The following is a 23,670-nucleotide window of genomic DNA, read 5'->3' as shown; positions in this document are numbered from 1 at the left end:
GAGTTGCTCATCGCTGGGCCGTCATGCAAACCTAGGGCATCTGTAAACCGGTTTCAAAGGTGAGGACCATGTCAGGCCACGCGCTCGTGCTTCCCGGGGGAAGCTACCGGAGTCACGCACCCCACGAGGCTGAACCCGTGGTCGACTGGCTCGAAGGCCTGGGCATCGCGGCGAGCGTCCTCCGCTACCCGCTCGGCCGGCCGCATCCCGCCGCCCACGCCGCGATCGGCGCGCGCATCGAGGGCCTCCGCCGCGCGGGCGTCGACCGCGTGCTGCTCGTGGGCTTCTCAGCGGGCGGCCATGCCGCAGGGCTCGCGGCCCTCGACGCAGTAGTGCCCGCGGCCCGGCCGGATGCCGCGATCCTCGGCTATCCGGTGGTCTCGCTGAGGAGGCACTCCCACCAGGGCTCCAGCGAGGTCCTGCTGGGTGGGCGCGACACGGACGAGAACAGGTCCGCCCTCTCCCTGGAGACGCGGGTCACCGCGGACGCGCCGCCGTTCTTCGTCTTCCATTCACTCGACGATGAGAAGGTGCCGGTCGAGCACTCCCTGCTGCTCTCGGGGGCACTTCGGCGGGAGCGGGTCCCGCACGAGCTGCACCTGTACCCGGTCGGCGGCCACGGGTGCGCGCTGGGCGGCCCCGGTGTCGACTGGACAGCCGCATGCGAGCGGTGGCTCCGTGCGGGGGGATGGGGTGAGAAAACGATTCCTGGTTGACACCGGAGTTGATCTGGGCAAGAGTGTTGAAACCGGTTGTTAGAGACATCGAAGACGACAGGCAGAACCGAACTACGAGGGAGTAGAACAGATGACACAGCATCGCCGGCTTCGCGCGGGAGGGCTGTTCGCAGGCCTCGCGGTCGCGGGAATCGTGGTCAGCGGGTGCGCGGGAGGCACCGCCCCGGCATCGCCGTCGGCCGAGGCGGTCGCGTGCGATCCCGACGCCGACGTCACGATCACCGTGGGCGAGCGCCCGACGGCCGATCAGGCCGCCAACCTCGAGGCGTGGGAGAACGCGGTCACCGCTTTCGAGAAGGCCCACCCGAACATCACGATCGACGACGAGGAGACGAAGTACGACGTCTCGACGTTCCCGGCGCTGCTGGTCGGCGGCACCCTCCCCACGACACTGCAGGTGCCGTTCACCGACATCCAGTCCCTCATCGAGCGCGGGCAGGCCGCCGACATCACCGCCTACGTCGAAGACGACGAGGTGCTCAGCCAGCTGAATCCGCAGCTGGCCGCCGTCACGCAGGATGCGGACGGGCGCACCTACGGCGTCGTGCGCGCCGCCTACACGATGGGGCTGATCTACGACCGGGCCCTGTTCGCACAGGCAGGGCTCGACCCCGATGCTCCGCCGGCCACGTGGGACGACGTGCTCGAGGCGGCCGCCACGGTCACCGAAGAGACCGGCCAGACCGGCTTCATCATCCCGACCACCGCCAACACCGGCGGCTGGCTGCTGACGTCGATGTCGTACTCCAACGGCGATCTCGTCGAACAGGTCGACGGCGACACCACTACGGTCACCCTCGACACTCCGGGCATGGCGGCGAGCCTGCAGTTCCTCCACGACGTGCGATGGGAGGCGGATGCCGCGGGCGCGAACTATCTGTACGACAACAACGCCATCCGCGACGACATCGCGGCCGGCGTGATCGGGCAGAGCCTCAACGGCGCCAACCTGTACAACAGCCTGGTGATCGGACGCGGCATGCCGAAGGAGGACTTCGGTCTCGCCCCGTTCCCCACGGGCGACGACCCGGTGGGCGTCCTCGGCGGCGGCAACATCCAGTGGTACAACCCCAAGGCGACGCCCGATCAGATCTGCGCAGCGCTGGAGTGGACGAAGTTCTACTTCCTCGACCGGTACGTCGACGAGGAAGCGGCTGTCACGTGGGCCGAGGCCCAGGTCGCGGACGACCTTCCGGTCGGCCTCCCGGAGGTGCCCGTGGTGTCGGACGAGCAGTACGAGACCTACCTCGGCTGGATCGAGCCGTACATCAACGTGCCGCGGGAGAACTACGCGGCCTATCTCGACAGCCTGGCGACCGCGACGATCGTCCCCGAGCCGGCGAAGAAGGCGCAGGAGCTGTACGCGGCGCTCGACCCCATCGTGCAGGCCGTCCTCACGCGTGAGGACGCGGACTTCTCCGAGCTGCTGTCGTCGGCCGAGACCCAGGTCCAGGACCTCGTCGACGCCGAGTGACGCCCCCTGGCGGCCGCGACCCGCGTGCCGCGGCCGCCAGGAGCCTCATCGCCCGAACCGCCCCGAGACGGGAGAACGAATCGTGACCGCCACCGCCCCACCCCTGCTCGACGAGCCGGCCGTCGGCGTCGCCGACGGGCCAGGCCCGGCGCCGCGACGCCCGCGTCGCCGACCGATCGCGGCCTTCTCGGCGTGGGTGCGAGCCGGCGGGGTCGGGACGCTGGTGATGTTCCTGCCCCTGCTGCTGACCTTCGGGTACTTCGCGTGGTGGCCGATCCTGAAGAGCCTGATCCTCGCGTTCCAGCGCACCGACCTCATCAACGAACCGACGTGGATCGGCCTGCGCAACTTCGAACGGGTGCTGGCAGACCCGCTGCTGTGGACCGCCGCCGGGAACACCGTGTGGTTCGCGGTTCTCGCGCTCCTCATCGGCTTCCCGCTGCCGATCCTGATGGCGATGGTGATGGCGGAGCTGCGCCGCACCCGGCAGATCTCGAGCGTGCTGGTCTACCTGCCGGTCATCATCCCGCCGGTCGTCAGCGTCCTCCTCTGGAAGCAGTTCTACGATCCCTCGGCGTCGGGGCTCTTCAACACCGTCCTGGGATGGTTCGGGCTTGGACCGATCGGGTGGCTGCAGGACCCGGCGCTGGCGATGCCCAGCATCGTGATCCAGGCCACCTGGGCCACCGCCGGCACCGCGACGATCATCTACCTCGCCGCGCTGATGTCGATCCAGGCCGAGCTGTACGACGCGGCCGAAGTCGACGGCGCCTCGATCATGCAGCGCACCTGGCACGTCACGCTGCCCCAGCTGCGCAGCGTCATCCTGCTGATGCTCCTCCTGCAGATCATCGGCACCATGCAGGTGTTCACCGATCCGTTCGTCATGACCGGCGGCGGGCCCGAGAACCGCACGGTGACCCTCCTGATGCTCGTCTACAACTACGCGTTCCTGTCGGGGGACTTCGGCAAGGCGACGGCCCTGAGCCTGCTGCTCGCACTCGTGCTCAGCGTGGTGTCCGCCATCTACCTGCGTCTCACCCGGAAGTGGAGCGAATCATGACCTCGGTGACGACGACGGTGCGTGCGATCACCCGGCGCTCCCGCGAGCAGGACGAGTCCGAGGAACGGTCGAACATCTCGGCGCTCGACCGCAGCCGCAGAACGGTCCGCATCGCGACGCGCGTGCTCACGGTGGTGCTCATCGCGGGGCTGGTGGTGGTGGCGTTCGGTCCGCTCCTGTGGCTCTTCAAGGCCGCTCTGTCGACGAGCCAGGACATCCTCAAGTACCCGTTCGAGTGGTGGCCGAGCGGCATCCAGTGGCAGAACCTGCCTGATGCCTGGTCGCAGATCCGGATCGGCCAGTACCTGCTCAATACCGTGTGGATGGCCGCGGGCTGCTGGTTCTTCGGCCTTCTGGTCGCACTCACGGGGGGCTACGGGATCGCGATCCTTCGGCCCAAGTACGCCAAGGCGGTCAACGCCGCCGTCCTCGCGACGCTCTTCATCCCGGGTGTCGTGTCGCTGATCTCGCTCTACGTCACGATCCTCGACGTGCCGCTGATCGGCGTGAACCTCGTGAACACGTTCTGGGCGGTGTGGCTGCCGACCGCGGCCAGCGCGTTCAACGTGCTGCTCGTCGCCCGCTTCTTCGACCGGCTTCCCCGTGACGTGTTCGAGGCCGCCCGCATCGACGGGGCGGGAGTGTTCCGGGTGTTCTGGTCGATCGTGCTGCCGATGTCGCGCCCGGTCATCGGGGTGGTGTCGCTCCTCACGATCGTCGGCTCGTGGAAGGAGTTCCTCTGGCCGCTGCTCGTGCTGCCGTCGCCCGACCTGCAGCCGCTCTCGGTAGGGCTGTACCGGATCAGCGACACGGCCCCGACGAGCCTGCTGATGGCGGGCATGTTCATCTCGGTGATCATCCCCATCGGACTCTTCCTGTTGTTCCAGCGTCAGTTCCTCCGCAGCGCCGGCCAGGCCGGCGCGATCAAGGGGTGACCGAAGGCGGTCACCCGGATCGGGAAACAGTCATGCCTCTTGCTCATCGGCGCGCATCGCGGCGCGCCCTCGCAATCATCGCCGCCCTCCTGATGGTGGGCGGGCTCCTGCTGGCGACGGCCCCGCGGGCGTCGGCCACCATCGCCGAATCCGACTCGTTCGACGGCTGGACCACGATGGTGTCGGGTGCTCCCGACTTCGTGGTGCGCGCCGACACCGCGACCGCGCACGACGGCGCCGCGTCGGCACGCGTCGAATTCGCCTCGGCCTACTCCACCAAGTACGTGGACCTGCGCCAGAACATCCGCGCGTCGGGTGGCACCACATATGCGATGAGCGCGTGGGTGCGCACAGAGGGGCTGTCGTCGTCGGGCGCCGCCTATTTCGTGCTCAGCGGCGACCACTCGCAGCGCGTCGAACTGCCCGCCGGGACGAACGACTGGACCCGGCTGGAGTGGACCTACACGCAGCCGGCGGGGAGCATGACCTTCGTCATGCGCCTGCTGGTGCGCGGAGCGGGCACCGTGTGGGTGGACGACGTGCGGATGAGCGCTCCGGGCAGCGACGCGAACCTCGTCGTGAACCCGTCGTTCGAGTCCCACGACCCGCCGCCCGGCACCCTCGCGTTCTCGGACACCGCACTCGTCTACGAGACCGGGCAGGCCGAAGTCGGCATCACGACGATCGCCGACACGGTCGACTGGGATCTGCGAGCGTCGTCGGGCCAGCGCATCGACTCGGGCACCGCGATCGCGGCAGGGGGGTCGGCCGCGGTCGACCTCTCGACGCTCCCGCCGGGCTACTACTCGCTCACCCTGTCGGTCGACGCCCCGGTGGCCGCGTCGCGGACCGGCACGCTCGCGATCGTGGATGCCGCAGCCGCCGACGGCGGAGAAGCCCGGCGCCCGGTCGGTGTCGCGGTGCACGTCAACCGCTACTCGGTCGATCAGGTTGACACCCTGATGGACCCGCTCGGCGCGGCTGTTCTGCGGGAGGGACCGTCGTGGGACACGATCGAGACGTCGCCCGGGGTCTATCAGTTCCCGGCCCTCTTCGACGCGCAGCTGGCCGCGGCGAAAGCGCGTGGCGAGCGCCCGCTCGTGATCCTCGCGTACTTCAGCCGCTGGTACGACGGCGGCAAGACGCCGAGCTCGCCCCAAGGCATCGCCGCTTTCGCCGCCTACGCCGCCGCGGCCGCCGCACACTACGGCTCGGACGTCGACTACGAGGTCTACAACGAGTTCAATCACACGTTCAACAACGGCGCGTGCGGCATGAGCGCCGCCTGCTACTACGACCTGCTGGTGCCGGCGGCGACCGCCATCCACGCCGCAGCGCCGGGCGCGCGGGTGATCGGTCCGGTGAGCGCCGGTGCGAGGTGGGACTTCATGGAGGAGCTCTTCGCGCTCGGCGCGCTCGATCACCTCGATGCCGTCAGCTACCACACCTACGACTTCCCGGTCGCGCCGGAGGGCCGCACCGAGGCCGGCGTGGCCACGCTCCGCGCCCTCATCGACGAGTACGCGCCGGGTGCCGGCATCCCGATCTGGCTCAGCGAGCACGGGTGGACGACGACGACCGGCGGCACGACCGAGCAGCAGCAGGCCGCGTACATCGTTCGCTCCGCGGCGCTGCTCGAGGCGGCCGGGGTCGAGCGGATCGTGTACTACGAACTCATCGACTCGGGTGCGAACCGCGGCGAGCCCGAGCACAACTTCGGCATCTCCCGCCTGCCGGCCGACGGTGGCACCGCCCTCCTGCCGAAGCCCAGCTATCCCGCCCTCGCGGTGTACAACGGCATCACCGCCGGCCGCGAGCTGACGGCCCTCCACCGCCTGGACGGCGCCATCGTCGCGGACTACACGGATGCCGCGGGCGACGTGCTGCGAATGCTGTGGGCGACCGGTCAGCCGGTCACCCTCGCCGCCGAGACCTCGGCGCAGGCGCGCATCACGAAGAGCGACGGGCGATCGTGGCGAGCCCGCCCCGATGCGCGCGTCGAACTGACGGTCGGCGCGAGCCCCGCCTTCCTCTCCGGCGCGACCGGCACACCAGCTCTCGTCGGTGACCCGGCGGTGACCATCGAGACCCCCGGCCAGATCGCCCTCGGCGGCGCTCCCGCGGTGCCGGTGCGCGTCGACAGGGCAGCGTTGAACGTCTCGGGCGACCTCTCGGTCTTCGGGCCGGTGGGCGGCGCGAGCGCCCTGAGCGGCACGGGCGATGAGGTGACGGGATCGGTGACGTTGGCGCCTCTCCGCGAGCTCGGCACTCACCCGCTCGCGTACACGGTGCGCAGCGGCGACGCGGTCGTCGCGTTCGTCGACGACGAGGCCGTCGTGGTGCAGAACCCCGTGCTCGCCCTCGGGCCCATCCTGGGCGACGCGCCGCAGCTCGCCCTGAGCGTCGAGAACCTCGCCGGGGCGGGCGACACGTCGCTCGACGAGATCGCGTGGGCGGTCGGGCCCGCCAGCGGCACGCTCCCCGCCGCCACACTGGCGGAAGGGGACTCGCGCACGCTCGGCGTCGACGCCGCCGGAATCGACGACTGGCAGCCCTACCCGTTCACCGTCACCGCCACGACGCCCTCCGGCGTCCGGAGCCTCGCCGGAACCACCGCACTCGCCCCGATTCCCGCGGAACCTGCCGCGCCCGTCGAGGTGCCGTGGCGCGAGCGGGCGACGTACGTCGCGATCGCCGGTGCCGCGCCCGACGCCGACGACCTCGGCGGCACGTTCGCGCTGTCGTGGAGCGCTGACGGCCTGCGCGTGCGCGCCGAGGTGACGGACCAGGACCATGTCGCCGGCGCGACGATCGACCGTCTCTGGTCAGGGGACTCGATCCAGTTCGCGGTCGCCCGGGGCCTTCCCGGCGCCCATCCGCAGTCGCGCGTCGAACTCGGCGCCTACCTCGGCGCCGACGGCGCGGGCGTCTATCGCTACACCGCTCCGGTCGGCGTGGTCGACGACGCCGCGGCGACCGTCACCCGCAACGGCACGACGACGTCCTACGACGTGACCGTTCCGTGGGCGGTGCTCGGCGTCGACCTCCGCGACGGCGCCTTCTCGTTCTCGATCCTCGTGAACGACAACGACAGCGGCACCCGCGAGGGGTTCTACGAGTGGGGCAGCGGCATCGGGTCTGCGAAGAACGCATCCCTGTTCGTGCCGGTGCTTCCCCTCGTCTCCGCCGAGGCGGCGGTCGAGGCATCCGTGCAGGGCATCTGCGTCGGCAAGCGGGCGCTGTGGCTGGTGAAGGCGCGGAACACGGGCGACGCTGCCAGCGACGTGCGAGTCGAGAGCCCGTTCGCCGAGGCGGAGCGTGCGGGGCTGCCCGCCGGTGCCACGGCCGTGCTGCGGCTGCGATCGACGGAAGCTTCGGTCGACGCAGGGAGCGTGCGGGTGACCGCGTATGTGCCCGGGACCGCGTCCGATCCGACCGGCTCCTTCACGAGGCTCGACGTCTCCGCTCCCGCCGTCGCGTGCCGCGGCGCGGGCTCCCATTGACCCCGAGAGAGGACGACCACCAATGACAGGACCGACGCGCTACGCGCTCATCGGCACCGGCGCGCGGGCGCAGATGTACCTCGAGGCGCTCGCCGGGACGTACGCCGATCAGGCGCGCCTGGTGGCATGGGCCGATCCGAATCCCGGGCGGCTGGACTGGAACGAGCAGCACCTCGCCCGCGCAGGCCAGGCGGCACCCGAGCGATTCGACGCGGCCGATCTCGGCGCGACGATCGGCCGGATGGCGATCGACCGGGTCATCGTCACCGCGCCCGACTACGCGCACGCCGACCTCGTCGTGGCCGCGCTCGAAGGCGGCGCGGACGCGATCGTCGAGAAGCCGCTCACCACCGACGCCGAGGGTGTGCGGCGCATCGCGGATGCCGCGGAGCGGACGGGTCGCTCGGTCACCGTGACGTTCAACTACCGCTACGCGCCCCGCAACACCGCGCTCAAGCGGATCATCGCTGCGGGGGAGCTCGGCGAGATCACCTCGGTGCATTTCGAATGGCTGCTCGACACCTCGCACGGGGCGGACTACTTCCGGCGCTGGCACCGGCGCAAGGAGAACTCCGGCGGGCTGCTCGTGCACAAGTCCTCGCACCACTTCGATCTCGTGAACTGGTGGCTGGGGGATCGGCCCGAGCGGGTCTTCGCCACCGGCGGCCTGCGTTTCTACGGCGCCGACAACGCTGCGCGCCGGGGCCTCGGGCCGCGGCCGGAGCGCGGCACCGTCGACGTCGCCGAGGGCGACCCGTTCCTGCTCGACCTGCGCGAACACGAGGTGCTCCGCGGCCTCTACTACGAGCAGGAGCGCTACGACGGCTACCTGCGCGACCGCGACGTCTTCGGCGAGGGCATCACGATCGAAGACAACCTGTCGCTCGTCGTGGACTACGCGCGCGGCAGCAGCATGACCTACGCCCTCAACGCCCACTCGCCGTGGGAGGGGTACACCGTGTCGGTGAACGGCACCCGCGGTCGCGCCGAACTGTCGGTGGTGGAGCGCGGCGCCATCCTCCTCGACGAGTCGGGACGCCAGCAGGTCGTCGATCCGAGCGCACGCCCGGAGGAGGTCGCCGACGACAGCGGACGGCCGGTCGGGGAGCGCCTCGTCGTGCAGCACCACTTCGGCGCGGCGCATGAGATCCCGATCCCGCACGTCGCCGGCGGCCACGGCGGCGCCGACACCGCGCTGCTGCGCGATCTGTTCGACGGGGCGGGCGACGACCCGCTGCAGCATGCCGCCTCCTGGCTCGACGGCGTGCGTGCGATGGCCGTCGGCGTGGCGGGGAACACCTCGCTCGCGACCGGGATGCCGGTGCGCACGCGCGACCTGCCCTTCGGCCCGGCTGCGGATGCCCTGCGGCCCGCCGCCGGCGCGCTGGCGGCGGCATCCTGATGTCCCGCTTCGATCTTCCCCTCGAGGAACTGCGCCGGTTCCGCCCAGTGGTGGACGAGCCGGAGGACTTCGACGCGTTCTGGCGAGCGACCCTCGCCGAGGCGCGCACGGCCGGTGGCGAGACCGCGGTCCGCGACGCCGGCTCACCGCTGCGGGCGATCCGGGCGTCTCAGCTGGTGTTCCCCGGATTCGCAGGCGAGCCAGTGCATGCCTGGTACCTGCGCCCCGCCGACGGGCCGGAGGTGCTCCCCGCGGTGATCGAGTTCCTGGGCTACGGCGGAGGCCGCGGCATGGCGCACCAGCGCATGAACTGGGCCGCTGCGGGCTATGCGCACATCGTGATGGACACGCGCGGCCAGGCCGCAGCCGATACCGCTGACCCGCACGGCTCGGAGCCGAGCGTGCCCGGGTTCGTCACCCGGGGCATCGCTGCCCCCGAGACGTACTACTACCGCCGGGTCTTCACGGACGCGGTCCGATGCGTCGATGCCGTGCGCGGCCTCGACGGCGTTGATCCTGCTGCCGTTGCCGTCAGCGGTGGTAGCCAAGGCGGCGGTATCGCACTGGCCGCCGCGGGTCTGCACCACGGAGTGTCCGCGGCGATCATCGACTTCCCGTTCCTCTGCCACTTCCGTCGCGCCGTCGGCATGACCGGGCGCGACCCCTACCAGGAGGTCGTGCGCTATCTCGCGATCCATCGCAGCCGAGCGGACGCCGCCTTCCGCACGTTGTCGTACTTCGACGGCGTCAGCTTCGCGGCGCGCGCCGACGCCCCCGCCCTCTTCTCGGCGGGACTGCAGGACCCGGTATGCCCGCCGTCGACGGTGTTCGCCGCCTTCAACTCCTATGCGGGCGACGACAAGGACATCGTCACGTTCGAATTCAACGAGCACGAAGGCGGCGGCGCCGAGCACTGGCCGACGCAGGTCGAGTTCGTCGACCGGCGCCTGGGCGGCCCTCGCGCGGCGGCGCCGCACGCGGACCTCTCGCTGTTCGCGGCAGCCGGTCAGTAGGATCACCTGATGGTCACACAACGAGCTGTGCGGCTGAGCGACGTGGCCGCGGTGGCCGGGGTCTCGAAAGCCACCGCGTCGAAGGCGCTCAACGGCAGCCCGCTGGTGTCGGCCGCGACGATGGCGCGCGTGCGTGAGGTCGCCGATCGGCTGGACTTCCGCCCCAACGCTCTCGCCCAGTCGTTCGCCTCGGGCCGAAGCCGCACGGTAGGCCTGCTGACGCACCGCGCGACCGCGACGTTCTCCCGCGCCGTCGTCATGGGCGCGATCCTCGAGCTCGGTCGTCGCGAGCGCGCGGCGCTCGTGTTCGACGGGCGGATCAACGCGCACCACGAGATGAGCGAGAGCATCCGCACGCTTCAGGATCGGCGCATCGACGGTCTCCTGGTCGTCGGGGCCGGATACGGCCGCGTCACGCCGTCGATCACCCACCAGTTCGAGGTTCCGGTGACCTATGCCTTCGCGGCATCCGACAACCCTGACGACTCGGTGTTCGTGCCCGACAACGAGGAGGCCGGCTACCTCGCCGCGCGCCATCTGATCGAGCGTGGGCGCACGCGCGTCGCGTATGTGTCTGCCGATCGGGACGATCTCGCCGTGCGCCGGCGCGAGACGGGGATGCGCCGCGCGCTAGAGGAGCATGGGCTGGAGCCCGTCGCCGCGCTGTACGGATCGTGGCGCCAGGAGTGGGGCGAGCAGGCCGTGGGGCAGCTCCTGGCCGCCGGCACAGCATTCGACGCGGTGTTCTGCGGCAACGACCACATGGGGTTCGGGGTGCTGGACGCTCTGGCTGTACGCGGTCTCCGGGTGCCGGACGATGTCGCTGTCGTCGGCGTCGACAACTGGGAAGAGGTCATCGTCGACCAGAAGCTTCGTCGCCTCACCACCATCGACCTCGAACTCCTGCGCGTCGGGGCCGTCGCGGCAGACAACGTCATCGAACCTTCGCTTGAAGGCGGAGAGCGCTTCGTCGAGCCCAAGCTCATCCAAGGGCCCTCCAGCTGACAGCCTTCGACCGCGCTCTGGGTCGTAGCGGGTCCTCTGATCCACGTGCCAACGCAGGACCCATCCTGCGCGTCTTCGCTCGCGCGATGCGCGGACCCGTCCCCAATCGGTCCAGTGCCCGTACGCGGATCCGCTCCGAGGGGGTCGGTCAGAGGTCGGCGGTTCCGGAGATGACGACGTCTGCGCGGCCACCGACCCAGATGCGACCATCTTCGCTGTTGATGTGCACGCGTCCGCGTCGCCCGATGGCGCCACCCTGAGCCGCGAGGTACGGCGCTTGTATTCGTCCGGTGGCGATGAGCCATTCCGCGGCGGCGGCGTTGAGGCTGCCCGTGACGGGGTCCTCGCGGAGCGGCCCGTCGCCGTCCGTGAAGAACGCCCGCACCTCGACAGCCGGGAGCGAGTCGGCGTCGTGCAATCCGAGAACGCCGATGTCCCAGCGGCCGGGGTGCCCGGAGGCATCCGGACGCAGGCTCAGAACAGTCGCCGCGTCTGCGAGCAGCACACCCACCCAGCCGGGGCCGTTGTCGAGCCACTCGGCATCCACGATCTGCCCCTCGTCGATGCCGAGGATCTCGGTGACCGCCGCGAGCAGGTCGGCATCGACCGCGCCGGAGCGGAGTCGGGGCGGGGCCGCGAAGGCGAGGATGTCACCGTCGAGGCGCACGGGGACCACACCGGCACCGCATTCCTGCATGACCACACCTGGCGTGGCTGGAATACCACCGGCATCGAGCCACGCGCGCGCCGTTCCCAACGTCGGGTGACCCGCGAAGGGGAGCTCTGTGTTCAGGCTGAAGATCCGTACCCGATAGTCCGCCTCGGGCACGGTCGAAGGAAGCACGAAGGTGCATTCCGACAGGTTCGTCCACACCGAGAACCGTCGCATCGCCTCATCCGTCAGGCCATCCGCGCCGAGCACCACAGCCACGGGATTGCCGTCGTTGTAGCCCAGCCCGAAGACATCGATCTGACGGAAAGCGCGTCGCACAACAGCATCCATCCCCCGATCGTGCCTCTTGCGTGGTGGACCTGTCGACAGACCACTTGGCACGCCGCGGACCGATGCCCAGGGCCAGCGCCCCGAGCCCGACGACACGGCACGACCGGCCCCGGCCGCCTCTCTGCGTACCGATACGGTCTTGAAAGCGATCCCGGCCGCCCGCAGATGCCACTCGAGCGTTCCGCGCTCGGAGAGGGATCGTCGGGGTCGACACGTTGACCAACCATTGAAATGCGCGGTGCTAGTTGATGATCTCGGCGTCGCTCTCGCGCAGCGCAGCCAGCCGAACGCGCCATGACTCGAGGGCCTCGGGTGTCAGCCGGGTCCATTCCGTGATTTCCTCGACGACGATCATGGGTGCGCTTGTCCGGTAGGACCGCGTGGGGTTGCCCGGGAACTTCTTGTCCGTGACGTTCGGGTCGTTCTCGAAGTCTCCCGTCGGCTCGACGAGGTAGACGTGCGGCTCCGCTTCGGCGGGTCCCAGCATCGCCGCTATCTCGGCGGCCAGGCCCGCGCCGTCTCGGAGGGCGGTGAAGTACACGTGGTTCATGATGACCTCGTGCCTGTAGTTCGACCGATGCCCGGCGACGAGTCGGTCTCCGGCGGCGAGGTCCGCACGCGTTCCGTGAAAGAACGGGCCGTCGTCGAGTGAAGCATTGCCGCTCATCGCGCAATTGTCGCACCCACCCCAAGCAGGCGTGAGGATCGCGGCTGCACGGGAGCGTCCCCTCAGTGAGCCCCGCCCGTTTGTGATCGGCGCGGGCTCACACGTTGACGGTGAACCCGAGGTCTACGTCGCTGGCGGCGTGGCCGCTGATTCCCCAGTTGTTGCGGTCGATCTCGTGGACGATGGTCGATATGTGATCGCCAGGGATGCCGAGTGCGCCCAGCCGTTCGACGATCCCGGCGTATAGCCGGCGCTTAGCGTCCACCGATCGGCCGGCGAAGCAGTCGATGGTGACGATCGTCCGATACTCCGGGCGATCGAGGCCTGGGGCGCAGGCGAAGCGATGCGGCTCGTGGACGATCAGTCGGATGTTGCGGTCCTCCGGTGGAATCCGGAATGCGTCGACCAGGGCGCGCTGGACCGCATCGATGATGGCGACCTCCTCGTCGACGGTGTATTGGCGACGAACTTCGATGAGCGCGGCAGGCATTGCGCCATTATCCAGACCCGTCCGGCGGGACGCCAACCTTCGAGCGGCTTGCGCGGGGCCACCGCAGCACGCAGCGGCCCCGCGCCTGCGCATCGCTCCCCTGCGGATCCGATGGGGCCCGTGATCGGCACCTTGTGCGAGATTGCTGGCATGCTTTCACCTCAGTCGCTCAGCGAAGATGACCGGAGACGAGTCGCTGCGTGGGCGGCAGGCTGCGCGGAGCGCGTCCTGCCGCTGTTCGAGTCCGAGGCGCCCGACGACGACCGCCCGCGCGATGCGATCGCGCGAGCTCGAGGGTTCGCCGCAGGGCAGCTGTCGGCCGCCGACGAGATCCGTCAACGGTTCATTGCCGGACGTGCAGCCAAGTCCGCCGTCTCCCCGGCCGGCGCCGCCGCTGCGCGAGCCGCCGCGCAGGCGGCGGGTGTCGCCCACATGGGCGCGCACGCGCTTGGCGCGGCGGCGTATGCCGCCCGCGCGGTCAGGCTCTCCGCGGGCGACCCGAACGCCGTCAACGAGGAACTCGAGTGGCAGATCGCATGCATGAGCTCCGACGCCGCGGCCGCGCTCCGGTCGCTCCCGCCAATCGGCACCGACTCCGCCGGGCCGCTCGGCCCGGGACTGCTGTCATCCGGTGACCTCGGCGAACACATCCGACTGCTCCAGGCTCGACTTCATGCCACGACCGCCTGAGCGCTACTCGCGCCTCTGGGCACGGCATCCGCACACTGCCCCGTCGCGGGGATCCAACCCGGGCCGCGTCCTCTCGCTAGCGGGAGTGAGCCTTCTCCTTGGCGAGGAGCAAGATCACAAGCACGGAGGCTGCCGAGAGCGTGACCAGGATGGCGATCAGCATGACATTCGCGTCGGCGGGGAGCATCGCGCACCCAGCTGAGGTGTCTTCGTAGTCGCAGCTACGCCACGGCTGGAAGAAGTACACGACGGTCACGATGGCGCCGACCGCGGCGGTCACTGCGTTCACGACAATCAACCAACGACGGTGCCGGTCAGCCATCGTGCACGTCCCTCGCGTCCGCTCGCTTCGCGCCGATGCGAACGCCGATGAGGAACGCGAGCGCAACAAGTCCGATCCCCAGCAGAGCCCATCCGATCATGGTGACGCGGGAGACGAACACCCCGTTACCGGCTGGTGCGAATGTGGCGTTTGCGAGCGGTTGATACGTGAACCAACCGAACGTCACGGGCGTCAAGAGCCCGGCGACGATCACAACGACCCCGGCGATTACGACGACGCCCGCGACGATGGTCCACACGGTTGATGCTCGAGACCTGGTCACGTGCTGACCCTATCGACCTGACCCGGCGGGTCGGTGCGGCGCGATCCCTGAGCGAGCAGGGCGACGGATCGTTCGTTGCGCGTGACCTGCGTGTGGAGCGGCTCGACTGATTGGGTTCACGGTGACGCCCGACCTCGGTGCAAGGTTGGGAGACGCAGATTAGCTGTCGTTGATCTCCATGGTCATGTAGGCCCCACCGCCCCATCCGAAGGCCACCTGCTGATCGGGTGTCATGCCCAGGGGTCGCTGATCTTGGGCGAGCTTGCCAAAGGCGAGAGACACTCCAACCGCCCCCTCCGCGGTGGCATCGTGGGGATTGCACCGCGCTTCGGTCGCGGTGCCGTCGGTCAGCAGCAGGCAGTTCTCTGGTCCGTTCCTGCTCGATACTCTGGCGACCCAAAGCGCCCATCCGTAGTAGACGCCCAGTGGCTGCGCCCAGGTTGTCACGCCGTTGGCGGGGAACATCGGCACATCGGGCAGCGAGGAGACGTCGATGAACTCGCCGCGCACCCTGTCGATGAGCAGAGGGATGGTCACGCGACCGTTCGCGGTGAGGTTGGGCGCAGCGGCCCTTGCGGGAGAAGGCGCGGTGGCCGCGCCAGCGCGGATCGGGTCCGGCACCGTCTGCAGCCCGTGGACCGCGCCGAGGGCGGCCGCGAACAGCGTGGCCGAGGCGACGAGGCCGACGATCAGAAGGCGGCGGGACGAGGGGCGGCCGGTGGCCGGTCCGTCGACCGTCGGGCCCGCATCGGACGCCGGGCCTCTGTGAGTGAAGGGATCGGGGGTGGAGACCTCGGGCTCTGGGACGCCTGCCGTCCACGACGACGCGGGGGCGGTCACAGACCGGGCTGCGAGGGCGAGCCCTTCGAGCTCGGACAGACGTTCCACCGCCGCCTCGTCGTCGGCGATATCGGCGTCCCGGCTATACGCGCGCCGACGCAATGCGGCCAGTTCGGCACGGGCAGCGGCATCCATCGTCAGCCGATTCTGCCCGCGCCGGGTGTGCGCGTCTTTGAGCTCGCCACGCTGTCACGCTACGCCCCGACAGGGGCGGAGGGGGCGGAGTCCACAGGACCGACCTCGGGTGCTTTCGCGCCTCAGTGGCTCGGTCCCGTGGCGACGTCGATGCGCGGACGAGTCCCGATGCCCGTCGAGTCGACAACGGCCCCGGCAACGACCTGAGCGCTTCCACCGATCCGGACACAATCTGTCCGGGAGTATCGCTACCTTCTCAGCATGACAACGACAGAGACTCCGGCGTTCCTCTATGCACAGATCCCGTACCGCGATGCACCCGCCGCCCTTCGATGGCTCGAGCGCGCATTCGGGCTGACGACCACCGCGGAATGGCCCGACGATGAGGGAGGCATCCAGCACGCCGAAATGCGGCGCGGCGACGCTGTCTTCACCGTCTTCACCGATCGAGCGGGCTACGACCGCGCGCAACCACGCGGCGAGTCGGTCGGGCTTGGGCTCGTGTTCGCCCTGGGCTCTCCGGCCGGGGTTGACGACGTCTTCCGGTCTGCCGTCGCCGCCGGCGCAGAGGTCGTCTTCGAGCCCACCGACACGGAGTGGGGGAACTACCGTTGCCGCGTCCGGGACCTCGAAGGCTACGAGTGGACTTTCGGGACATATAAGCCCGGCGAGCCGCAGGAGTGGGCCGGCGACGACCAGGTCGACTGAGGGCGCCGCGCGTCGACCGACACCGAACCGATGCCGCGGACCCAGAAGCCAGCGACAGCGGCGCCAACCCTAGATCGCTGCGCGACGGATCGGTTTCCGGGCGCCGCCCGGATAGGGATCCAGCCCGAGCTGCGGCGGTCTGCCCCGATCACCGTTCGATCGAGGCCATGTTGGCTTGGTCGTGTCGTTCACCGGCGGCGGGTTCGAGCGCGCTGAGGCGATCGGCCTGCTCCTGAGTCAGCTCGAGGGCGTCGGCTGCGGTGTTTTCCTCCACACGCGCGACTCGCCGTGTGCCGGGGATCGGGGCGATGTCGTCTCCTCGGGTGAGGATCCACGCCAGCGCGGTCTGTGCGGGGGTGGCTCCGATCTCGGCACCGATGGCACGGACCTCGTCGACGAGGCGGAGGTTGCGGGTGAAGTTCTCGCCCACGAACCGGGGGTTGGTTTTGCGCCAGTCGTCGTCGGGGATGTCGGCGGCGGAGCGGATTTGCCCGGTGAGCAGCCCGTGACCGAGGGGTGAATAGGGAACGAATCCGATGCCGAGCTCGCGCAGCAGAGGAAGGATCTCGGCTTCCACGTCGCGGGTCCACAGCGAGTACTCGGTCTGGAGGGCGGAAACGGGCTGGACGGCGTGCGCCCGGCGAATGGTCTGTGCGGATGCTTCGGACAGTCCGAAGTGGAGCACTTTGCCTTCGGCGACCAGGTCGGCGACGGCGCCTGCGGTGTCTTCGATGGGCGTGTTCGGGTCGACGCGGTGCTGGTAGTACAGGTCGATGTGGTCGGTACCGAGACGGCGCAGGGACCCTTCGACCGCGGCTTTCACGTTCATCGGGGCGCTGTCTGTGACACCGGGTCCGCCGCCGGCGTGTGAGACGAGCCCGAACTTGGTGGCGATCTTCACCTGGTCGCGTCGTCCGCGAAGTGCCTGGCCCACGATCTGCTCGCTGAGGTACGGACCATAGATCTCCGCGGTATCGATGTGGGTGACGCCGAGGTCCAGGGCGCGGTGGATGGTGCGGATGGACTCGTCGTTGTCGAGCGCTCCACCCGTCGTGTACGTGCCGGCCATCGTCATCGCACCAAGGCCGATGCGAGAGACCTCGAGGGATCCCAGGTGTGCGTTCTTCACGGGAGGTGTGTGCCTTTCTCGAATGTCGCCGCTCGTTCTGCGGCTGATGGTTCGAGTCAACGCTTCTTCCGTCGGGTTAGCGTGGCCCTGTCTATGGGTGCCCCGACAGGAACCCTCTACGCGCCCCGAGTCGGCGTAACTTCGGAAGATGGATACCTCGGACGCGATCAGTGACTTCCTCACCACGCGGCGCGCCAAGCTCACGCCGTCGGAGGTGGGGCTGCCGGACTTCGGCGGTCGCCGTCGGGTGCCCGGACTCCGCCGGGAAGAGGCCGCACTGGTGGCCGGGATGAGCGCGGAGTACTACAAGCGTCTGGAGCGTGGCAACGCCGCGGGGGTTTCCGAAGCCGTCATCGACGGCGTGAGCCGCGCCCTGCAGCTCGACGAAGCCGAGCACGCCCACTTGTATGACCTGATCCGCGCCGCGAATGCCGGCACCCATCCACAGCGGCGAGTGAAGACCACCCGCAAGTCGCAACTCACGCCCGGCGCGAGACAGACGATCGACGCGATGTCGACGGTGCCCGTTTATGTGCAGAACGGCCGGCTTGATGCCGTAGCCACCAACCGGCTCGGGCGAGCGCTCTACTCTGAGATGCTCGATGACGGCCCGCAGCCGGCCAACGCCGCCCGGTTCATCTTCCTCGAGCCGAGGGCGCAGACCTTCTACCGGGAATGGGAAGCGCAGACACGTCAGATCGTGGCTGTACTTCGCACCGAGGCCGGCCGCTCCCCTTACGACCGTCGACTGACGGAGCTTGTCGGCGAGCTCTCAACCCGAAGCGATCTGTTCCGAAAGCTCTGGGGAGCCCACGACGTCCGCGAGCACCGCACCGGCCTCAAACTGATCCACCACCCGGTCGTCGGCGATCTCGACCTCACCTTCCAAGCCATGGACCTCGCGTCCGACCGCGGACTTCAGATGATCGTCTTCTCCGCCGAACCCGGAACCCGGAACCCCCAGCCACGAACGCCTCCAACTGCTCGCCAATCTGGCAGAAACCGCCGTCCCTACGCAATCCGCCTAGAGATCGGGCTACCCAGCCTGAAACGCCGCTCGCCGAGGGCCGGCCTACCGGCACTGCACGGATATGGATCGCAACCGCACGCGCTGCGGGCGCGTGATCGAGATCGGTGGGCCGAGTCTGGGCTTGCGGTGGCGTTAGTGCGCGGCCCCTAGTTCGATGAGGAGGACGCCGCGGTCGCCCGCCGCAGCGCGGACTCGTCGACCGCGATCCCGGCGGGCGCCGTTCGCGAGTCCTGACAGCCTGCCGCGGCATCCGTCTCATCGCCGCACGACTGACGGGGACGGATGCTGCGGCCCGCGGCCGCGCCGGATCAGCTGTTGTTCGACGACGACTTGTCGGGCAGGTACGGCTCGATCGCGGCCGCAAGCTTGGCCGGGGTCATCGACTGCAGCCAGACGTGTCCGGGACCGTGCAGCTGGGCCAGGAACAGCGAGTCGCCGAACAGCTTGTTCTTGATGCCCTTGATGCTCGCGAACTCGAGCTGCATGTTCGCGCGGAACAGCGCGAGATGCCCGGGGTGGATCAACAGCGACTGACCCGCCTGCAGTTCGTATTCGACGATCTCGCCCGCCAGCTGCACCCACGCCGTGCCATTGCCGGCGAGCTTCTGGAACACCACGCCGGCGCCGCCGAAGATGCCCGCACCCAGCTTCTTCTGCAGGCCGACCGACACCTCGACGTCCGGCGTGCTCGCCATGTACGAGCCCGACTGCACCATGTACTCGTCGGCCGCGTCGATCGCCAGCTCGCGGATCGTGCCCGGCAGCTGCGCCGCGAAGGCGACGAAGCCACCGGAAGGAGAGGCGGTGTACTGCGTGAGGAACAGCTGCCCACCGCCGACCATCCGCTTGAGCCCGCTCATGAAGCCGCCCTGGCCGCCGGACCCGAACCCCGTCGACGTCTCGATGTCGAATCCCGGCGTCAGCCACGACACATCGCCGCCCTCCGCGATGATCCGCTCACCTCCCTCGAGTGTGATCTCGAGCACGGGCATCGTCGTACCGGCGATCTTCGTCTCCATGCCGCCAACGTAGCCGCACCCAGGCATTGTCACTCGGCGAGCGCGCAGGCGTCCCGATGTCGGTGGCCCGCTCGATGATCACACCATGAGCGACTTCGACTTCCTCTATGGCGAATGGACTGTGGCCAACCGTCGCCTACGGCAGCTGTTCGTGGGCAGCGACGAGTGGGACGAGTTTCCCGCTACGTCGTGGGCGCGGCCATTGCTCGACGGCGTCGGCAACGTTGACGAGATGCACTGCCCGACGCAGGGCTGGTCGGGTGCGAGCATCCGGTTCCAAGACCAGGAGAGCGGCGAGTGGTCGATCTACTGGGCGAACAGCAGCACGGGCCGACTCTTCCCACCCGTCGTCGGACGATTCACTGACGGGCGCGGCGACTTCTATGGCGACGACACGCACGAGGGCGACCCCATCAGGGCGCACTTCACCTGGTCGGACATCACACCTGTTTCGGCGAGGTGGCAGCAGGAGTTCTCGCGCGACGACGGCAAGACTTGGGAGTGCAACTGGATCATGGAGTTCACCCGCGCCTGACCGATCCATCGCGTTCCTGCAATTCCGTGATCCGGACGGCAGCGTATTGATGGTGTGCCCAGATTGCTGTCGTCAGCGGATCGACTTGATGGGCCAGACCGCGAAGGCGCCGAGGATGCCGAGGACGATCGCGACGGGGAAAAGGCCTGCGTAGCCGAAGGTCAGCACGATGATGCCGGCGACGGCCGGGGCGACGGTCTGCGGGAGGGTCGCCGCGATGTTCACGACGCCCAGGTCCTTCGCGAACGATCTGGCCGACGGCAGCACTTCGCTCATGATCGCCGTGTCGACGGCCTGGAACATGCCGAAGCCGAACCCCGCGATGGCCGTCATGATGACCCACGCGGTCACGTCCTGCCAGAGCCACGGCAGCAGGAAGCCGAGCGCGACGACGGCGGCCGAGGCGAACACGAACGGCTTGCGGCGTCCGAACCTGTCCGACAGGGGGCCCGAGATGACCGTCGAGATGATGATCCCGACGAGGTTGATCAGGCTGAGCAGCGGGATGATCGTCTCGGGCTGCGTGACGTGGAAGTAGTCGGTGAGGAGGAACAGCTGGTACCCGCTCACGACGAAGTAGCCGGTGTACAGCAGCAGGCGGCCTGTGAAGGCCCAGAAGAAGTCGGGGTACTTGACCGGGTTGACCCAGAACGTCTTGAGGAAGTCGAGGAACTTGAACGGCTCGACCGCGATGTCGCGGCTGGAGTAGTCGGGGTTGAACGCGACGAACAGGCCGAGCAGCACGACCGACGTGATGGCGAAGGTGATGTAGCCCGCGGCGATGTTGTGGAAGAACATCGCGCCGAGGATGGAGCCGCCCAGCGCGCCCAGCATGGTGCCGATGCCGGTCAGGGCGGAGAAGGTGCCTCGACGCTGAGTCGGGACGCGGTCAGGCATGACGGCGCTGAGCGGGCCCTGTGCGAAGTTGTAGCAGACCTGCATGAGCGTCGCCGCGATCACGAGACCGACGAACGAGGTCGCGAAGGCCATGCCGACGAGCGAGAGGGCCCCCGCGAAAGCGCCGATCATGATCCAGGGGGCGCGGCGACCGAAGCGCGATCGGGTGCGGTCGGAGACCTGGCCGGCGACGGGCTGCGCGATCATCGCGGCGAAAGCGCCGATCGTCGAGGCGATCGCGAGGTTGGCGACCTTGTTCGCGTCCCCGAACTCCTCGCTGATCTGCTGCGGCAGGAGGAGGAACAGCGACGATCCCCAGATCGAGAAGATGCCGAAGTTGGCCGGGACGATCCAGAACATGAGCCGGCGCAGACCCTTGATGGGCGGCGGCGGATCGTCGTTGCCGGCGGCGTGTGCGACGAAGGTGTTCTCCGTGATCGGTTCAAGGCCGTCGGCTGCGGCGGGCGCGACGGAATCAGGTGTCGTGGTCATGTCTTTCCAGGTGGGTTGAGGCGGCGACTCGACGTCGAGTCGCCGCCGTGTTTCGGGTGTGGTGTGTCGGATGCTCAGGGGAGCGAGAGCGGGAGCGGGGCCGTGACGGATGCCGGGTCCCCCGAGTACGACGAGGCCTCGAGGGTGGCGACGGCCGCGGCGGGCACGAATCCTCCCTCGGTCCACCTCTGGAGAGGCCGGACCGAGCCGGCCACGACGATCTCGGCGGTCTCGCCGGCGTCGAGTTCGACGGGTGAGAAGCCCAGCAGGACGCGGGCGGGGAAGTCTTCGGCGTCCACTGTCGCGTAGAGCTGGACGACGTGCCGGCCGGCCCGACTGCCGGTGTTCGTCACGCGGACGATCGCGTCGAAGGACTCGCCCTCGATCGGCGACGGGGACACCGAGTGGATCCGGAATGACGTGTACGACAGTCCGAAGCCGAGCGGGAACGCAGCGGCATGCCCGTCGCGGTCGAGGAGTCGCTGACCGTACCAGCGGTCGTAGACGATGCTTGTCGCATCGCGGTCGAAGAAGGGGAGGTGGTCTTCGCTCGTCGGAATCGAGTAGGGCAGCCGTCCGGACGCATCGGCCCGGCCGGTCAGTGCGTCGGCAAGGGCATGGCCGCCTTCGGCTCCGCTGTACCAGCCCACGACCAGTGCGGGCACGTCATGCCGCCACTCCTCCGTGATCACGGCACCGGCGGTCACGACGACGACGATCGTGCGCGGATTGGCGGCTGCCGTCGCCTTGATGATCTCCACATCGACCGGCCTCAGCCGCAGGCTCGCCCGGTCTCCTCCCGTCGCACCGCCCATCGCGCCGGCAGCCTGTGACAGGTCGAATGCCGGCGCGCCTTCCGGTAGCGGGGGGAACAGCGAGAGCAGCGCAGCGTCGGCCATCGAGTCGGCGCCGAGGAACTCTCCTTCGTCTGCGGCGGTGTATCCGGCCACGACGATCGCGACGTCGGCGGATGACGCCGCAGCGGCGGCGGCATCCGGATCATCGTCCGTGACGCTTGTGATGCGGGCGTCGGGGAGCGCGGCGGTGAGGCCTTCGAGAGCCGTGACGACCTGCGGCGAGCGGACGTCGGACGAGCCGTGGTCTCCGGTGTTGGGCAGGTCGGCGAGGCGCCCGATGAGGGCGACCGACGTGAGCGAGTCGGCGGACAGCGGAAGAACGGGAACGCCTGCGACGGGCTCGTTCTGCAGCAGGACGATGGAGGCGCGAGATGCCTCGCGGGCCAGCGCGCGGTGCTCGTCGCTGAACACCACCTCGAGACCCGGCTCGTCGTCGAGCGTCCGTGAGTGGTGCGCCAGCTGCGTTCGCAGGATGCGGCGCGCGGCGCGGTCCACATCATCCCAGCTCACCCGCCCCGCGGCGAGGTCTGCCGGCAGGTGCTGTGCGCGCTGCTGGCGGAAGGGCTCCTCGACGTCGAGCCCGGCACCGAGCGAGCGGCCCGCGTCGCGCAGGCCGAAGATGAAGTCCGACACCGTGACGCCTTCGAACCCCCACTGACCGCGGAGGATGTGCTCCATGAGCACCTCGTTCTGGCCGGCCCACTCGCCGTTGACGGAGTTGTACGAGGTCATGATGCCGTCGACGCCCTCCTCCACCACCCGGCGGAAGTGAGGCAGGAACACCTCGTGCAGGGTCGCGTCGTCGGCCTGCACGTCGACGGTGAACCGCGCGTTCTCCATCGAGTTGAGCGCGTAGTGCTTCGCGACGGCCATGGCATGGTGATGGATGCCGCGCACGAGGGCGGCGCCGAACTCTCCGAGCAGGTGCGGGTCCTCGCCGTACGTCTCCTGCGCGCGGCCCCACGCCGGGTGACGGGGAAGGTTGATGCACACGCCGCCGAAGAAGTTCGCGCCGTGCGCGCGAAGTTCGCGCCCGATCGCGACGCCGATGCGCTCCTCCAGATCGACGTCCCAGGTGGCCCCGCGCGCCATCGCCACGGGAAACGCCGTCGAGGCTCCCACGACCGCACCGCGGGGGCCGTCACTGAACCGGAGCCCGGGAATCCCCAGGCGGTCGATGCGTCCCATCTCGATCGGCCGGACGTTGTAGCCCTCCTGCATCATCGAGCCCATGCCCGGCCAGAACTCGGCATCGCCGTCCAGCAGCCACAGCTTCTCGCCATCGGTCAGCTGCGAGAGCAGCCACTCCGTCTCGGCGGCGATCTCGCCGCCCTCGGCGACCCGCTCGACGGCGGTGGCGAACGTCTTGGATTCGACTGACGTCTTCATCGACATTTATCCTCACCCTTACCTACATCAGCGTAGGTACGGAATAGTAGGC

Annotated in this window: 22 protein-coding genes; 12 read left to right on the top strand and 10 right to left on the bottom strand. The window is 69.2% G+C overall.

The annotated features are described in order from the left end of the window. The first annotated feature begins 68 nt into the window (after nt 1-68). From ACFC1K_RS01125 to ACFC1K_RS01090, 8 genes are all read left to right on the top strand, one after another. Nucleotides 69-716 carry an alpha/beta hydrolase gene (locus tag ACFC1K_RS01125; protein WP_375870084.1) on the top strand — a complete coding sequence of 216 codons (648 nt, stop codon included), beginning with the start codon at nt 69-71 and terminating at the stop codon, nt 714-716. A 91-nt stretch (nt 717-807) separates the two neighbouring features. Then, complete coding sequence (locus ACFC1K_RS01120) at nt 808-2,211, top strand: ABC transporter substrate-binding protein (protein ID WP_375870083.1); 1,404 nt, start codon at nt 808-810, stop codon at nt 2,209-2,211. Between the two features lie 82 nt (nt 2,212-2,293). Continuing rightward, nucleotides 2,294-3,274 (top strand): carbohydrate ABC transporter permease, encoded by a 981-nt coding sequence (locus tag ACFC1K_RS01115; protein WP_375870082.1) that lies wholly within the window; start codon nt 2,294-2,296, stop codon nt 3,272-3,274. Next, a complete protein-coding gene (locus ACFC1K_RS01110; RefSeq protein WP_310244664.1) occupies nt 3,271-4,209 on the top strand; it encodes a carbohydrate ABC transporter permease in 939 nt (312 codons plus the stop codon). The genes ACFC1K_RS01115 and ACFC1K_RS01110 overlap by 4 nt, the downstream gene beginning before the upstream one ends. Nucleotides 4,210-4,241: 32 nt before the next feature. Then, nucleotides 4,242-7,712 carry a sugar-binding protein gene (locus tag ACFC1K_RS01105; RefSeq protein ID WP_375870081.1) on the top strand — a complete coding sequence of 1,157 codons (3,471 nt, stop codon included), beginning with the start codon at nt 4,242-4,244 and terminating at the stop codon, nt 7,710-7,712. A gap of 22 nt (nt 7,713-7,734) precedes the next feature. Further along, nucleotides 7,735-9,114 (top strand): Gfo/Idh/MocA family protein, encoded by a 1,380-nt coding sequence (locus ACFC1K_RS01100; RefSeq protein ID WP_375870080.1) that lies wholly within the window; start codon nt 7,735-7,737, stop codon nt 9,112-9,114. Then, nucleotides 9,114-10,127 (top strand): acetylxylan esterase, encoded by a 1,014-nt coding sequence (locus ACFC1K_RS01095; protein ID WP_375870079.1) that lies wholly within the window; start codon nt 9,114-9,116, stop codon nt 10,125-10,127. The genes ACFC1K_RS01100 and ACFC1K_RS01095 overlap by 1 nt, the downstream gene beginning before the upstream one ends. Before the next feature lie 9 nt (nt 10,128-10,136). Further along, on the top strand, nt 10,137-11,132 hold the full coding sequence (locus ACFC1K_RS01090) for a LacI family DNA-binding transcriptional regulator (protein ID WP_375870078.1): 996 nt from the start codon (nt 10,137-10,139) through the stop codon (nt 11,130-11,132). A 148-nt stretch (nt 11,133-11,280) separates the two neighbouring features. Here the strand turns inward: ACFC1K_RS01090 and ACFC1K_RS01085 are convergent, their stop codons facing one another. The 3 genes from ACFC1K_RS01085 to ACFC1K_RS01075 form a co-directional block, all read right to left on the bottom strand. Beyond that, on the bottom strand, nt 11,281-12,135 hold the full coding sequence (locus tag ACFC1K_RS01085; RefSeq protein ID WP_375870077.1) for a PhzF family phenazine biosynthesis protein: 855 nt from the start codon (nt 12,133-12,135) through the stop codon (nt 11,281-11,283). A 241-nt stretch (nt 12,136-12,376) separates the two neighbouring features. After that, nucleotides 12,377-12,802, bottom strand: coding sequence for an NAD(+)--rifampin ADP-ribosyltransferase (arr, locus tag ACFC1K_RS01080; RefSeq protein WP_375870076.1), 426 nt, complete (start codon nt 12,800-12,802; stop codon nt 12,377-12,379). 97 nt (nt 12,803-12,899) lie between these two features. Then, nucleotides 12,900-13,292 carry a tautomerase family protein gene (locus ACFC1K_RS01075; RefSeq protein WP_375870075.1) on the bottom strand — a complete coding sequence of 131 codons (393 nt, stop codon included), beginning with the start codon at nt 13,290-13,292 and terminating at the stop codon, nt 12,900-12,902. Nucleotides 13,293-13,412: 120 nt separating this feature from the next. On the opposite strand from ACFC1K_RS01075, the gene ACFC1K_RS01070 reads away from it, so the two are divergent. Continuing rightward, nucleotides 13,413-13,982: a putative immunity protein gene (locus tag ACFC1K_RS01070; RefSeq protein WP_375870074.1), complete on the top strand. Its 570-nt coding sequence runs from the start codon at nt 13,413-13,415 to the stop codon at nt 13,980-13,982. 76 nt (nt 13,983-14,058) lie between these two features. Here the strand turns inward: ACFC1K_RS01070 and ACFC1K_RS01065 are convergent, their stop codons facing one another. From ACFC1K_RS01065 to ACFC1K_RS01055, 3 genes are all read right to left on the bottom strand, one after another. Beyond that, nucleotides 14,059-14,271, bottom strand: coding sequence for a hypothetical protein (locus tag ACFC1K_RS01065; protein WP_375870073.1), 213 nt, complete (start codon nt 14,269-14,271; stop codon nt 14,059-14,061). Between the two features lie 25 nt (nt 14,272-14,296). Beyond that, on the bottom strand, nt 14,297-14,563 hold the full coding sequence (locus ACFC1K_RS01060) for a hypothetical protein (protein WP_375870072.1): 267 nt from the start codon (nt 14,561-14,563) through the stop codon (nt 14,297-14,299). Nucleotides 14,564-14,746: 183 nt separating this feature from the next. Further along, entirely contained in the window at nt 14,747-15,562 is an 816-nt protein-coding gene (locus ACFC1K_RS01055; RefSeq protein ID WP_375870071.1) for a hypothetical protein, read from the bottom strand. 261 nt (nt 15,563-15,823) lie between these two features. On the opposite strand from ACFC1K_RS01055, the gene ACFC1K_RS01050 reads away from it, so the two are divergent. Then, complete coding sequence (locus ACFC1K_RS01050) at nt 15,824-16,270, top strand: VOC family protein (protein ID WP_375870070.1); 447 nt, start codon at nt 15,824-15,826, stop codon at nt 16,268-16,270. Nucleotides 16,271-16,418: 148 nt separating this feature from the next. Here the strand turns inward: ACFC1K_RS01050 and ACFC1K_RS01045 are convergent, their stop codons facing one another. Continuing rightward, entirely contained in the window at nt 16,419-17,399 is a 981-nt protein-coding gene (locus ACFC1K_RS01045; RefSeq protein ID WP_375870069.1) for an aldo/keto reductase, read from the bottom strand. Between the two features lie 148 nt (nt 17,400-17,547). On the opposite strand from ACFC1K_RS01045, the gene ACFC1K_RS01040 reads away from it, so the two are divergent. Then, nucleotides 17,548-18,579 (top strand): helix-turn-helix transcriptional regulator, encoded by a 1,032-nt coding sequence (locus ACFC1K_RS01040; RefSeq protein ID WP_375870068.1) that lies wholly within the window; start codon nt 17,548-17,550, stop codon nt 18,577-18,579. A 158-nt stretch (nt 18,580-18,737) separates the two neighbouring features. Here ACFC1K_RS01040 and ACFC1K_RS01035 read toward each other — a convergent pair whose 3' ends face one another. Then, nucleotides 18,738-19,448, bottom strand: a complete 711-nt coding sequence (locus tag ACFC1K_RS01035; protein WP_375870067.1) for an AIM24 family protein — start codon at nt 19,446-19,448, stop codon at nt 18,738-18,740. Nucleotides 19,449-19,533: 85 nt separating this feature from the next. On the opposite strand from ACFC1K_RS01035, the gene ACFC1K_RS01030 reads away from it, so the two are divergent. Beyond that, complete coding sequence (locus ACFC1K_RS01030) at nt 19,534-19,983, top strand: hypothetical protein (protein WP_375870066.1); 450 nt, start codon at nt 19,534-19,536, stop codon at nt 19,981-19,983. 72 nt (nt 19,984-20,055) lie between these two features. On the opposite strand, the gene ACFC1K_RS01025 is transcribed toward ACFC1K_RS01030, so the two are convergent. Both ACFC1K_RS01025 and ACFC1K_RS01020 read right to left on the bottom strand, forming a co-directional pair. Then, a complete protein-coding gene (locus ACFC1K_RS01025) occupies nt 20,056-21,372 on the bottom strand; it encodes an MFS transporter (RefSeq protein ID WP_375870065.1) in 1,317 nt (438 codons plus the stop codon). 74 nt (nt 21,373-21,446) lie between these two features. Continuing rightward, nucleotides 21,447-23,618 carry a glycoside hydrolase family 3 C-terminal domain-containing protein gene (locus tag ACFC1K_RS01020; RefSeq protein ID WP_375870064.1) on the bottom strand — a complete coding sequence of 724 codons (2,172 nt, stop codon included), beginning with the start codon at nt 23,616-23,618 and terminating at the stop codon, nt 21,447-21,449. Nucleotides 23,619-23,670 lie beyond the last annotated feature (52 nt).

Origin of the sequence: Microbacterium sp. NPDC056057 (genome assembly GCF_042266945.1) — a bacterium.
Lineage (GTDB): Bacteria > Actinomycetota > Actinomycetes > Actinomycetales > Microbacteriaceae > Microbacterium > Microbacterium trichothecenolyticum_C.
The sequence above is the reverse complement of the archived record's forward strand: the minus strand, read 5'-3'. Positions and strand labels throughout refer to the sequence as shown.

Bases quoted from the DNA above. Each gene is read 5' to 3' on its own strand.
- ACFC1K_RS01125 (WP_375870084.1), top strand. From the start codon at position 69: ATGTCAGGCCACGCGCTCGTGCTTCCCGGGGGAAGCTACCGGAGTCAC.
- ACFC1K_RS01120 (WP_375870083.1), top strand. From the start codon at position 808: ATGACACAGCATCGCCGGCTTCGCGCGGGAGGGCTGTTCGCAGGCCTC.
- ACFC1K_RS01110 (WP_310244664.1), top strand. From the start codon at position 3,271: ATGACCTCGGTGACGACGACGGTGCGTGCGATCACCCGGCGCTCCCGC.
- ACFC1K_RS01105 (WP_375870081.1), top strand. From the start codon at position 4,242: ATGCCTCTTGCTCATCGGCGCGCATCGCGGCGCGCCCTCGCAATCATC.
- ACFC1K_RS01100 (WP_375870080.1), top strand. From the start codon at position 7,735: ATGACAGGACCGACGCGCTACGCGCTCATCGGCACCGGCGCGCGGGCG.
- ACFC1K_RS01095 (WP_375870079.1), top strand. From the start codon at position 9,114: ATGTCCCGCTTCGATCTTCCCCTCGAGGAACTGCGCCGGTTCCGCCCA.
- ACFC1K_RS01090 (WP_375870078.1), top strand. From the start codon at position 10,137: ATGGTCACACAACGAGCTGTGCGGCTGAGCGACGTGGCCGCGGTGGCC.
- ACFC1K_RS01085 (WP_375870077.1), bottom strand. From the start codon at position 12,135: ATGGATGCTGTTGTGCGACGCGCTTTCCGTCAGATCGATGTCTTCGGG.
- arr (WP_375870076.1), bottom strand. From the start codon at position 12,802: ATGAGCGGCAATGCTTCACTCGACGACGGCCCGTTCTTTCACGGAACG.
- ACFC1K_RS01075 (WP_375870075.1), bottom strand. From the start codon at position 13,292: ATGCCTGCCGCGCTCATCGAAGTTCGTCGCCAATACACCGTCGACGAG.
- ACFC1K_RS01055 (WP_375870071.1), bottom strand. From the start codon at position 15,562: ATGGATGCCGCTGCCCGTGCCGAACTGGCCGCATTGCGTCGGCGCGCG.
- ACFC1K_RS01050 (WP_375870070.1), top strand. From the start codon at position 15,824: ATGACAACGACAGAGACTCCGGCGTTCCTCTATGCACAGATCCCGTAC.
- ACFC1K_RS01040 (WP_375870068.1), top strand. From the start codon at position 17,548: ATGGATACCTCGGACGCGATCAGTGACTTCCTCACCACGCGGCGCGCC.
- ACFC1K_RS01035 (WP_375870067.1), bottom strand. From the start codon at position 19,448: ATGGAGACGAAGATCGCCGGTACGACGATGCCCGTGCTCGAGATCACA.
- ACFC1K_RS01030 (WP_375870066.1), top strand. From the start codon at position 19,534: ATGAGCGACTTCGACTTCCTCTATGGCGAATGGACTGTGGCCAACCGT.
- ACFC1K_RS01025 (WP_375870065.1), bottom strand. From the start codon at position 21,372: ATGACCACGACACCTGATTCCGTCGCGCCCGCCGCAGCCGACGGCCTT.
- ACFC1K_RS01020 (WP_375870064.1), bottom strand. From the start codon at position 23,618: ATGAAGACGTCAGTCGAATCCAAGACGTTCGCCACCGCCGTCGAGCGG.